Origin of the sequence: Flavobacterium marginilacus (genome assembly GCF_026870155.1) — a bacterium.
Classification (GTDB): Bacteria; Bacteroidota; Bacteroidia; order Flavobacteriales; family Flavobacteriaceae; genus Flavobacterium; species Flavobacterium marginilacus.
The window spans coordinates 1,661,559-1,673,885 of record NZ_CP113975.1 but is presented as its reverse complement, the minus strand read 5'-3'; the positions used below and the strand labels follow the sequence as shown (position 1 = coordinate 1,673,885).

Below are 12,327 nucleotides of genomic sequence, written 5' to 3'. Positions count from 1 at the left end.
TTTCTGGCTTAAAGCAAAGAAACAAAATTCTAAACAACCAAAAGGAATTTCTCCAAGACTTTTCTCTAAATCAGAAATTATTTAATCTCAATAATCTTATTTTTTAATCCAATACCATTTTCATTAAAAGCTTCAATCGAAAAATAATAACGCGTCCCTTTATCTAGTCCTCTAAAATCATAAGTACTGTCATCATAAACCATAATACTGGTGTATAATTTATCAGGGGCAATTCCATAATAAATAGTATAACCAACGGCATCTGTCTGTTTTTTCCATGAAATGATAGCGTTGCGGGAATCCGTTTTATTTCTTTTTACTTTAAAATCAGAGACAGGCTTTGGTTTTTCCAGCAATCCATTTCCAAAAACTCTAAAATCCGAAACTGCAAACATACCAGAAGCATTATGAATATTGACCATTTTAATATAACGTGCGGTAATCGATTTTGTCAGTTCTACATAATCGTGAGGAACATCTTTATCGTTTTTTGATTTATCAATTACCAATGTCCAGTTTTGTGCATCATCAGACATATAGATTTTATACTGATAATAAACATCCATCGCTTTATTATACTGAGTAGCTTTATGATCGGCATAATTGATCTGCAGTGCGTTGATTTCCATCTTTCTGCCTAAATCCAGCTGTAACCACTCACCTGCTTTATCTGTAGCTGCCGACCAATAGGTCTGGATATTTTCATCAGTTAAATTAGATACATCATAACAGATTTTTTCAAATACTTTTTTATCTCCATTATCCATTCTATGTGTTTCAACGTCTTTACATTCCTCAGAAGAAGAAACTGTTGCTGGCTTTTTGTACGAAAGCAGCATCCAGCCCGAAGAAGCTCCTTTTGTCTGGTCACGCTGTCCTGTGGGGAGCACAATTGGAAAATCACCATACGAAGTAATAGAATACATAACATCGTCTTTGTCAAATCCAGCGGGAAACATATCAATTCTGCGTTCGAAACGGTCTTTTATAGAAATTTTACAAGTTCCCGTATTCCAGTAATTCCCATAATTATCGGCAAAAGTATTTCCGTGTCCGGCGCCAATTACAAAACCTCCAGGCTTATACGACATCGGATTATGTTTTTGGTAAATAAATGGTCCCAAAGGATTATCTCCTACATGAACACCATTGGCATAGCCTTTAAATTCAGTTGCGGGAGCACCATACTGCATATAATATTTTCCATTGTGTTTGGTCATCCACGCACCTTCAATAAAATTTCCCCAAGGTGCTGGCTCCATATCATTATTAGGACCAAAACGTTCCCAGCCATGCATTGCCGGATCTAGACCTACAACTGCTTTTGCCTGTCCATACGGTTTCTGAATATCTTCGACTTCAGTTGCGGTATATAATTTTGCATAATCCGCCTGATTTCCTTTTGGAAGCCAAGTTTTATAATCTACCTCAACACCAACAAGAGGCAGTTTTCCGCTTGAACCGTAATACATGTAGACTTTTTTATCATCATCCTGAAAAATTGCAGGATCCCATGTTGGCAGCATTGCCGTGTTTACATGTCTTGTCCATCGTCCTGATTTTGGATCTGCTGTTTTCCAGATTGGATGATCTTTTTTCCATGTTGAACCGACATAAAACAAAGTATCATTGACAACCCAGGCAGCAGGCGCACACTGATCATCATCACCTGGATTTCGCTGAAAACTGCCATAAACAAATTTCCAGTCTGACATGTCTTTGCTCCAGAAAAATCCAGCCTGATTGGTCGCAAATAAATAATAGTCACCTTTATACGTAATAATCACAGGATCTGCACTGGAACGGCGGGACTCTGGAATACCATTGTGATTTTGAGTCGTATAATTGTAACCAATATTAATCGGATTACAATAAGTTGTAGCCGGTTTACTAGGATCAAACCAGTCTGTTTTTCCGCCAACAGCATTATTTTGAGCTTCTGTACTGGCTGTAAAACCAATCAAAAAAAACAAAAGCGTTATCGAATACAGTTTATTCATTTTTGTTCTATTTATATTAAATGATTTAAGGTTTAGATAATTTTTCTTTTGAAACTAAAATTTGTCCAAATATATTCTCGCAAAGACACTAAGACTCAAAAAACCATCTTAACTTTGCGCGTTCGCATCTCTGCGAGAATAAATTAAAGCCTTATTAATGACATTATCCTCACACGGCAATCAATCTGAAACAATCAAGTTTGGAAGAATTTAAAATATTTTATCCTAAATAATAATTGAAAAAAAAGCCCTTCGTCTAACCAAAAACGAAGGGCAGACCAAACTACTAACCAACTTAATTAACTAAATTAAAACTTACCTTATGATCTGCGTTTGAGTTTCCTCCAACGAAAACTTCAAACTGTCCAGGTTCAGCAGCAAATTTTAAATCAGAATTATAGAATTTTAAATCTTCTATAGTAATATCAAATGATACGGTTTGTTTTTCTCCTTTTTTAAGAGTTATTTTCTGGAATGCTTTAAGTTCTCTAACTGGTCTTGTTACCGATCCTACAACATCTTTAATATACAATTGAACTGTTTCTTTTCCATCATAATTTCCAGTATTGGCAACTTCTATACTCACAGTTACTTTTCCGTCAGCATTCATTTTATCCGATGAAATTTTCGGGTTTGAATACTCAAAATTGGTATAACTTAATCCGTAGCCAAAAGGGAATAAAGGTTCGTTTCTTTCATCTAAATAATTAGACCTGAATTTTTCGAATTTACCTTCAGTGTTAGCCAAAGGTCTTCCTGTATTTTTATGCGCATAATAAATCGGCACCTGACCAACGCTTCTTGGAAAAGTTGCCGTTAATTTTCCTGAAGGATTAACATCACCAAACAAAACATCGGCGATGGCGTAACCAGCTTCACTGCCAGCAAACCAAACATTCAAAATGGCTGGAACGGTAGCATTTTCATCATTTAGAACTAATGGTCGACCATCAAACAAAACAAGTACTACAGGCTTTCCTGTTTTCAGTAATTCATTCAATAAATCTTTCTGCGCCTGCGGAATTTCCAGATTGGTTCGGCTGCTGCTTTCCCCACTCATCTCTGCAGATTCTCCTAATGCTGCCACAATGACATCGGCTTGGTTTGCAGTTTTCAAAGCTTCGGCCAGCATTTCTTCTTTGGAACGTTTATCTCTGTTTAAGGTTTTGCCAAACATCGTTGCATTGGTCTCAAAAGTTTCATCATAATCAAGATTGCTTCCTTTGGCATATAACACTTTAGCAGATTTCCCAGCAACTTCCTGAATTCCTGTCAATAATGAAATGCATTTTTCTCCATTAGTCGCCACGCTCCAAGTTCCTGACATATTGTTTTTGGCATCCGCCAATGGACCAATAAGCGCAATAGTTCCCGATTTTTTCAGAGGCAGTAACTGATTTTGGTTTTTTAGCAGAACCAATGACTGCGCTGCTGTTTTTCGAGCTTCATCTCTGCTTGAAGCGGTAAAAATTTCAGTTTTTGCTCTTTTTTCATCACAATATCTATAAGGATCTTCAAATAATCCTAAATCGTATTTTGCATTCAGAATTAAGGTTACCGCATTATTGATCTGCTCTATAGTAACTTTCTTTTCGTCCAAAGATTTTTTCAGAGTAGTCAAGAATCCTTCGCCTACCATATCCATTTCGACTCCGGCATTCAAAGACATAGCCGATACAGTCTGCAGATCGCCCATACCATGCGCTATCATTTCGGGAATACCTGTAAAATCAGTAACTACAAAACCTTTAAAACCCCATTGTTTTCTTAAAACATCTGTCATTAACCATTTATTTCCAGTAGCTGGAATTCCATCCACTTCATTAAAAGATGCCATAACCGAACCAACTCCAGCATCGACAGCTGCTTTGTAAGGCGGAAAATAATCATTGAACATCCGAATATGGCTCATATCAACTGTATTGTAGTCACGTCCTGCTTCGGGCGCGCCATACAATGCAAAATGCTTCACACATGCCAAGATTGTATTGTTCTTCGAAAGGTCATGCTGCTGATATCCATTTACCATCGCTTTGGCAATCTGGCTTCCCAAATACGGATCTTCACCGGAACCTTCTGAAATTCTTCCCCAACGAGGGTCACGAGAAATATCAACCATAGGAGAAAAAGTCCAATTAATACCATCGGCACTTGCTTCCTGTGCTGCAATCTGGGCGCTTCTTTCGATTAGCTTCATGTCCCAAGTGCAAGACAATCCAAGCGGAATAGGAAAAGTAGTTTCGTAACCGTGAATAACATCCATACCAAAAAGCAACGGAATTTTTAAACGGCTTTTTTCAACAGCTATCTTTTGTACTTCTTTAATTTTCTGTACCGATTTTATATTGAACAGACCGCCAACTTTTCCTTCTGCTATATTTTTTGCAACATTCGAACTATTCGCCTGGCCAGTTGTAATATCTCCCGATGTTGGTAAATTCAACTGTCCCAGCTTTTCCTCCAAAGTCATTTTGGATAACAGCTCAGCAACAAATTCGGTTTTAGGTTTAATTTTTACGGTAGTTTTAGTGCTCTTTTTTTGAGCGAAACCCAAAACAGCACAACCTAAAAAAAGTAAGACTAATGTATTTTTCATTCTGTAATTTTTATTTATTTGTATTCGTTTTTATCTGTTTAAACATCCAGTCATAAATTTCTGGGTTGTCATAAACTCTTGTCCAGCTATCGTGACCTGCGTCATCAAAAATGGTTAATTGAACGTCTTTTGCATTGCATTTTTTTAGTTCTTTATAAACTGAAACTGCATAATCCACATTTACTACATCATCCAATAAACCATGAAAAATCCGGGTTGGAATATTGGCAATTTTGCAAATCCCTTCCAGCTGAATCAAATCCACAAATCCCGAAATAGGTATAACTGCTGCAAATACATCAGGATATGAAAGAGCTAAATTCCATGTTGCCCACCCTCCAGAACTTAAACCTGTCACATAAATTTTACTCGAATCAATATTGTTTTCTTTCTGGATTTTCACGATCAATTGATAAATAGATTCGATATTCCAATTTTCATCTTCTTTGCACTGCGGTGCTAAGACATAAGCATCTAATTCGTGAGTTTTCAAATACTTTAAAGGTCCGTGAATTTTTACTTTTTCAAGATCAGTTCCTTTTTCACCATCTCCAGAAATAAAAACAATCAATGGTTTTTTATCTTTTATATTCGCCGGTTTATGCAGTACATAACCTAGTTCATACTTTATTTCAATAACCGTTTTAATTTTTCCTGTAATTTCACTTTGCGAAAAGCCAAATACAGAGAACATCAGCATTAATAGCGTTATTTTTATTTTCATCTAAAATCCATATTTACCAGAATGAAATCCAAGATTTGTCAAGCCCTGTTTTACCTCTGGCGCATTCATGAATAACTTCCAAATCAAACCTGTGCGGTAGTTCTCAATCATTGGAGCAATTGTTCCCTGGTCTATTGCGAGATAACGAGGCGTAACCCAATTGTATTGTGGCGAAAAAGCATCGTAAGGTCCTGCAATTCCCACATAAGTACTTTTCTTTTCATCATACAAATAATGCAAAAATTTCATGCTCTCTTTTGGAGTATATGGAAAAGAAGACAATGCTGCTGTCGGCGTAATTACGCCCAAATCATTATCGGTATCATGAGCTGAATAACCTGTTGTTCCGTCTGGATTTCGGGAATAACTTGCTGTGAGTCCCCAGCATTTCTCGGAATAACCGTTCCAATTTTTTGGATTAGCAACGCAGTGACTGTAAATAATTTTTGCCTGATTTTGTGTTAATTCCCAATAATTGGCATACTTATCAGACAATTGCGAAGGATCTAATCCTAAATACGAATACTGTGCCCAAAACAGAGGTCCTGCATTTCCGCTGACAGTATTGTATTTGAATACTAATGGGATTCCATACTGCGTTTTCCCAGTTGCAATGGTTCCGTTTCGTGTCCAGCCTTCATGATAAGCAGCTACAGGAATTGGGTGCGTTGTTGAAGCAGCTCCCAAAATATAAGCAATCAAACACTCATTATAACCTTCTAATTTGAATTTCATTTCCCATTGATACGTAGGTGACCAATGCCAGTACATCGCTTTTTCACCATTGGTATACCAGCTCCATTCTACCCCTTTCCAAAGTTTGTCTGCTTTGGCTGCCAATTCTTTTTCAGCAGTATTTCCATTTTTAAAATACTCACGCACCGCAATCAATCCTTGGCACAAAAAAGCGGTTTCAACGATATCTCCTCCGTCATCTTTATTCCCAAAAGAAATTGCTTTTCCTGTGGTTCCGTCTATCCAATGTGACCAAGCTCCGTGAAAACGATCTGCTTTATCGAGAAAATCCATGGCTGTGGTCATTCGGGTAACGGCTTCGGCTCTTGGAATAAAACCTCTTTCTATTCCAACAATCAAAGACATTAATCCAAAACCTGAACCTCCAGTGGTTACTTTATTAGCTTCGAATCCAGGGTCTTCTGTATGGTAGCGTTCCCTCCCTAATTTGGAATTGGATTCAGCATAATCCCAAAAGTACTTTATGGCATCTTTCTGAACCTGATCCATGGCTTGTTCATCTGTCAAAGCGATGATTGGTGCTGTTGGAGTTGTTGGTAATGGAGTACCTCCGCTATTACCATTTCCATCAGAAGGTGATGAGGAACATGAATTAAAGAAATTCAAAAAAATCAATATGAATAAATGACTTTTCATTTTTATAAAAATTTAATGGGTAAAAAAATACACACCTGATTTTTGAACAAATCAGGTGTGCAAAATGAATTCTTATCTGTTATCTTTCTCTAATTTGTATAAAGCTGTAACTTCATTATCAGCAAGTGCAGTATCATAAATTCTGAATTCATCCATTAAACCTGTATAATGAAGCATCCATCCATCAGGATTACCCCATGGAGTTCCTAAATGCTGCTGATAACCACCGATAATAAATTTCGAAACTTCAGAATTAGACAATTCTCCATAAGGTCCGCCCCCAGTTGAAGGATCACTTGCGTATCTTTTCGAGATTGTAGCTGGTAAATCTAATTTTACACCATCGATATATATGCTATAAGTAGAACTTGTACCGTTATATGTCCAAACTATATGTTTCCATGATCCATACATATTCTTTAAAATATTATCATCTTTATGCTCAATAAATTGTCCTGACCAAGGAATACTAGGCGTTACATCTTTCTGAATATGATTTTTTAGAAACATCGAAGTATTTGAATCATTCGCTTCAATCAAAGAAAAAATATTTCCCCAGAAATCTGTTTTCTTTGGAAGCATAAACAATGATTGTGCGCCTCCAGTATGCGGATCGGTTTTTATCCACATTGAAACTGAAATATTTTTTAAATTAATTACAGCGTTAGAAACGGTATTATATGTAATAAATGAACTTGCAGATCCTTTATAAGCGTTACCTTTTACCCCAGTTTCATACGTAACATCTGTTCCTACGCCGCCAGTTATAGCATTTTTGGAATCTTGAATATTACCATCAAAACTAAATTTAGCCAATAAATGATCTTTAGCAATTTCATCTGAGTTCTCATAACCTCCAATTGGCTCATAAGGAATTGGACTGTTCGTTTTATCTATACTATCCTCGCAGCTCACAAAAACTGTAGAAGCCAAAACAAAAGAAAGCAAGAAAATATATGTATGTTTTTTCATTTTACTTTTTTTAGAATTAATTATAACCCGGATTTTGTTTAGATAATCCGCCAGACTGTTTAATAAATGAAGCTGGAATTGGAAACAATTCGTTTTTGCCTTCGGTAAAGACTTTATTGTCTATGGCAAAAGCTGCTTTGGCCTGACCTGTTCTCACTAAATCAAAGAATCTGTCATGTTCAAAAGCCATTTCTACTCTTCTTTCTCTCCATATTGCAGTTCTAATATCTGCCTGTGAACTAAAAGCTGTGTTTCCTAATCCTGCTCTGTTTCTGATTTGGTTTAACAGCGGAATTGCAGCAGAGGTCTGTCCCAATTCATTTAAAGCTTCGGCTTTCATTAATAAAACTTCGGCGTATCTTAAGTATTTAATATCAACATCTGTTTCCCAAGCATCGGTATAAGCTGACGAATACGCTTTATAATTGTATCTTTCGTTTTCTACTGTATTTGGAACAACTCTTCCATCATATAAAGTCGATCCTCTAAAAATGATTGTAGCAGCTTTTCTAACATCTCCAAACTCATAAGCATTTACTAAACTTTGTGATGGCGTGTTGAAACCCCATCCCCAGCCACCGGCACCGCGGGCACCTTGTGTGTTAGAATAACCTTCAATTCCTTTGGCTGGTGCAGCTCCCTGCGCATAAATTTCGAAAATAGATTCAGAATCAAATTTTCCTGATGCTTTAAACATAGAAGCATAATCACTAACAATTGAATACCCTGTAACCTTATTAGCATTATCAACTACCTGCTGCCATTTCTTTTGGTATAAACTGACTTTTGCCAATAATGCATAAGCAGCACCTTTTGAAGCTCTTGATCTTTCATTTGTTGAATAAGCTGATCTATCTGGTAACGCAGCAATTGCATCATTCAAATCATTTTCAATAAAAGCATAAACTTCTGCAGACGTTTTACGAGTCAGCTGCATGATTCTATCAGAATCTGAACCAGGAACCGGCAAATGATCTACAATTGGTACTCCACCGTAACATTTTACCAGCGTAAAATACATAAAAGCTCTTAAAAATTTAGCTTCGCCAATTAATCTGGCTCTTAAATTTGGATCAGCCTTATCTAATTTTGGAATAATATTTAAGGCTTGATTACATCTGTTAATTCCATCATAATTTGCAATAAAAGTACTTTCAGCAGATGGATTTGAAGCATTATAAGTTAATGCATCTAATACATCCTTATCAGTACCGGTATCTCCAGGTGAAGAACCTTTATCGGCATCATCAGAAGTAATACTTGAAAGGCCTATCCATCCGAATGAGGTCATATCCCAATTCAGGAATTTATTATAAATGGCCGTTACAAACTGAGCTGCACCAGCATCATTGTTGTATAATTCTATATCTTTTGTAGAAATAGACTCTGTTTGGTCTACATCTAAATAATCGTCTGCACAACCCGCAAAAAAGAACGCTGAAAATACAAACGCTGCTATATATATCTTTTTCATTGTATTAAAATTTTAAATTAGCACCAATTACAAATGATCTTAAAGTTGGATAAGCATCAAGTTCAACACCTTGACTTCCGTAAGGATTAGCATCTCCGTTTAATTCAGGTGAGAAACCAGAGAATTTTTGTGTAATAAATGGATTTATCGCGTTCACATAAATTCTGCAGGAACTAATAAAATTATTCCCCTGAATTGGCAGTTTATATCCTAATGTAATATTGTTGATTCTAAAGAAATCACCAGACTCTAAATAATAAGTAGAAGCTACAGGCACCTGATTGAATGGTGCAGGATTTGAAGCTGTTAAATTATTTGGTGTCCAAAAATCTGAAGCGATAGCATTTTCAATATTTTCTCCAGAAAAACGCTGTGCTTTTTTACCATTATAAACTTTAGCACCTGCAGTTCCGTATCCATCAACAGAGAAATCAAAGTTTTTGTAATTGAATCCTAAAGAAACACCGTAATTCGATTTTGGCAGACTGGATCCAACATACTTTTTATCAGTACTAGCACTTAAAGCATCTTGAGTTACTTTATCTCCTGCTGCATTATAGTATAACATTTTACCATTTGTGCTGTCAAAACCTGCATATTCATAAATGTAAAAACTTCCTAACGGCTGACCAACTGTAGTGTTATCAAGTAATTTAGTATCTTGTCCATTACCTAATCCTCCTCCAATAAGCTGCGTTAATATAACATCTTTTAAACCTGTAAGCTCATTTTTATTGTTCGAAAAATTACCGCCGATCCAATAACTGAAATCATCTGTAATTTTGTCATCCCAGCGCAAAGAAATCTCATATCCTTTGTTGGAAACTTCTCCAACATGTGCTGGTGAAGCTGCTGTGATTCCAGAAGTAAAATAGGGTTTAGTATTTAAAATTACATTTGAAGTATTTTTATCATATACATCAAAAGTTCCTTTTAATCTGCTGTCTAATAGTTCAAAATCTAAACCAACTGAAGATTCTTCAGTTATTTCCCAGGATAGACTAGGATCTATCTGAGAGCTGATAGTTGTTCCCTGATTTAAAATTGAACCTCCTAAATAAGCATTAGGACCAGAAGTATACGATTGATTGTTAAGCGGTACGTTCTGGTTACCTAATCTACCCCAGCCGCCTCTTAATTTCAGCATGTTTATTACTTTCACATCCTGCATAAAGCTTTCTTTGGACATAACCCAGCCTAAACCAAAGGCAGGGAAATTACCCCAGCGGTAATCTTTTCCAAAATTTGAAGATCCGTCACGTCTAATGGTTCCAGTTAACAAATATTTCTCCATTAATTTATACTGGAATCGGCCAAAATAAGATGCCAATTTAGTTTCATTAAAAACCTCATCCTGGTAACTTGTAATATTTGTTTCATAATCATTATCTCCTTTCAAAGACCAATAATTAGAATTTGAATTAACATTTTTTCTAGCTATTGTCAGCTTTTCTCTAGGACCCCTTACTGAAGTCTCGATACCAGCTGTAAGCTCCACATCATGAATTTTTCCAAAAATTTTATTATAAGTCAAATAGTTAGATAAATTCCAATTAAAATATTCCTCTCTGCCTTTTGTCAATAAATTGATATTAGCATTTGGAAATTCTTTCTCATAATCACCAGATACCTTGTTAGGGTTTGCTGCTAACCATATATTTTTAGTATCATCATAATTATACTGTTTCCAAGTATAATATTCACCATTAAATTGTGAAGTAAATTTCAATGACTTTAAAATTTCATAATCTAATTTTAAACCACCCTGCAGGGTTACACTTCTCTGCTGTTCATCATAAAAATTTAGTTGAGCCACTGGATTTCCAACATTATTAAATGAAGATCCGGATTCGCTGGCAAAACCATCATCTCCTACACGGGAAACACCATATTTACCATCAGCAAAATAAACCGGCACAATTGGTGATTGTTTGTATGCATTTGTAAAAGCACTCAATGGTTTTGGTGCAGATTTTGCAGATGTAAAACTGAAAGTTTGATTTACAGTCAGTTTTTTAGAAATTTTAAATTCATTATTATTTCTAAAAGTTGTACGTCCATAATCTAAACCATCTAAAACTGCTTTTTCTTGGTAGTTTCCTAAACTGAAAAAGTATTTTATATTTTCTGATGCTCCAGAAACAGAAATGTTATTTTGAATATAAGTTCCTGTTCTTGTAATTTCGTCAAACCAATCTGTATTTACAGGCTGATCCTGCGAAAATACTGTCGATTGTAATGCCGCATTCGTATAGTGAGCAAATTTATTACTACCAGCCATTTTAACCTTTTTCAAAGGTTCTCTCATACCTGCAAAGCTTTCAATTTCAACAGATATTTTCTCTCCTTTACCTTTTTTAGTCGTAATAATGATTACTCCATTAGCTGCCCTTGTACCATAAATTGCAAGCGCAGACGCATCTTTTAAAATTTCATAAGAAGTAATATCATTTGCATTAATGTTATTGATGTTTTCTGTCTGCATTCCATCAACAACATATAAGGGAGTCCGTCCTCCTAAAGCAGTTCCCATACCTCTAATAATTACCGAAGGCGTACTGCCCGGTAAATCAGATGAAATTACCTGTACACCAGCCGCTTTACCTTGAATGGCCTGCGAAGCATTCAATACTTTGGTTTTGGTAATTTCCTCAGCTTTTATGGAAGAGATAGCTGTAGTATTGTCTATCTTCTTTCTCGTACCATAACCAATGACAACAACCTCTTTCAGCGCGGTGTCCTGGGATTCCTTTAAAGTGATAGTCATTGGTGTCAAAACTGCTGTGACTGAGACAGATTCGAAACCGACTAAGCTAATTTTTAATATATCGCCTTCTTTGGCATTTATACTAAATTTTCCATCAAAATCGGTATCAGTGGACACATTTCCAGCAACAATAAATGCGCCGGGAATAGCAAGTCCGTTCTGATCCAATACTTTTCCTTTTACAGCTTGGCCAGACATATATCCTGGAAGCAGAATAAGAGCTAAGAAGCTAAAAATAAAATTTCTCATAGGTTTATCAAACGTTTTAGTTAGTTGAGCTAAATTAACCAATTACAACGTTGTAGTGACCGTAACACAGGTACTACATGAATACATCAAACTGTATTTTTATTTTTATAAACCCTTGTTTTTAAGTAGTTAACAAAGATCAAGAAGTACTAC

7 protein-coding genes are annotated in these 12,327 nt (G+C 35.9%); all 7 read right to left on the bottom strand.

Features of this window, described 5'->3' with window-relative positions:
• Nucleotides 1-77: 77 nt before the first annotated feature.
• Nucleotides 78-2,000 carry a discoidin domain-containing protein gene (locus OZP07_RS07230; protein ID WP_281637802.1) on the bottom strand — a complete coding sequence of 641 codons (1,923 nt, stop codon included), beginning with the start codon at nt 1,998-2,000 and terminating at the stop codon, nt 78-80.
• A 295-nt stretch (nt 2,001-2,295) separates the two neighbouring features.
• A complete protein-coding gene (gene bglX, locus OZP07_RS07225) occupies nt 2,296-4,596 on the bottom strand; it encodes a beta-glucosidase BglX (RefSeq protein WP_281637801.1) in 2,301 nt (766 codons plus the stop codon).
• Between the two features lie 10 nt (nt 4,597-4,606).
• Nucleotides 4,607-5,320 (bottom strand): carboxylesterase family protein, encoded by a 714-nt coding sequence (locus OZP07_RS07220; RefSeq protein WP_281637800.1) that lies wholly within the window; start codon nt 5,318-5,320, stop codon nt 4,607-4,609.
• Nucleotides 5,321-6,712: a glucoamylase family protein gene (locus tag OZP07_RS07215; protein ID WP_281637799.1), complete on the bottom strand. Its 1,392-nt coding sequence runs from the start codon at nt 6,710-6,712 to the stop codon at nt 5,321-5,323.
• A 72-nt stretch (nt 6,713-6,784) separates the two neighbouring features.
• Nucleotides 6,785-7,684 carry a LamG domain-containing protein gene (locus OZP07_RS07210; protein ID WP_281637798.1) on the bottom strand — a complete coding sequence of 300 codons (900 nt, stop codon included), beginning with the start codon at nt 7,682-7,684 and terminating at the stop codon, nt 6,785-6,787.
• A gap of 16 nt (nt 7,685-7,700) precedes the next feature.
• The gene (locus tag OZP07_RS07205) at nt 7,701-9,158 is read right to left on the bottom strand and encodes a RagB/SusD family nutrient uptake outer membrane protein (RefSeq protein ID WP_281637797.1); all 1,458 of its coding nucleotides are present in this window, start codon (nt 9,156-9,158) and stop codon (nt 7,701-7,703) included.
• 4 nt (nt 9,159-9,162) lie between these two features.
• A complete protein-coding gene (locus tag OZP07_RS07200) occupies nt 9,163-12,174 on the bottom strand; it encodes a SusC/RagA family TonB-linked outer membrane protein (RefSeq protein WP_281637796.1) in 3,012 nt (1,003 codons plus the stop codon).
• Between the last annotated feature and the right edge of the window lie 153 nt (nt 12,175-12,327).

Bases quoted from the DNA above. Each gene is read 5' to 3' on its own strand.
- OZP07_RS07210 (WP_281637798.1), bottom strand. From the start codon at position 7,684: ATGAAAAAACATACATATATTTTCTTGCTTTCTTTTGTTTTGGCTTCT.
- OZP07_RS07220 (WP_281637800.1), bottom strand. From the start codon at position 5,320: ATGAAAATAAAAATAACGCTATTAATGCTGATGTTCTCTGTATTTGGC.
- OZP07_RS07205 (WP_281637797.1), bottom strand. From the start codon at position 9,158: ATGAAAAAGATATATATAGCAGCGTTTGTATTTTCAGCGTTCTTTTTT.
- OZP07_RS07200 (WP_281637796.1), bottom strand. From the start codon at position 12,174: ATGAGAAATTTTATTTTTAGCTTCTTAGCTCTTATTCTGCTTCCAGGA.
- bglX (WP_281637801.1), bottom strand. From the start codon at position 4,596: ATGAAAAATACATTAGTCTTACTTTTTTTAGGTTGTGCTGTTTTGGGT.
- OZP07_RS07230 (WP_281637802.1), bottom strand. From the start codon at position 2,000: ATGAATAAACTGTATTCGATAACGCTTTTGTTTTTTTTGATTGGTTTT.
- OZP07_RS07215 (WP_281637799.1), bottom strand. From the start codon at position 6,712: ATGAAAAGTCATTTATTCATATTGATTTTTTTGAATTTCTTTAATTCA.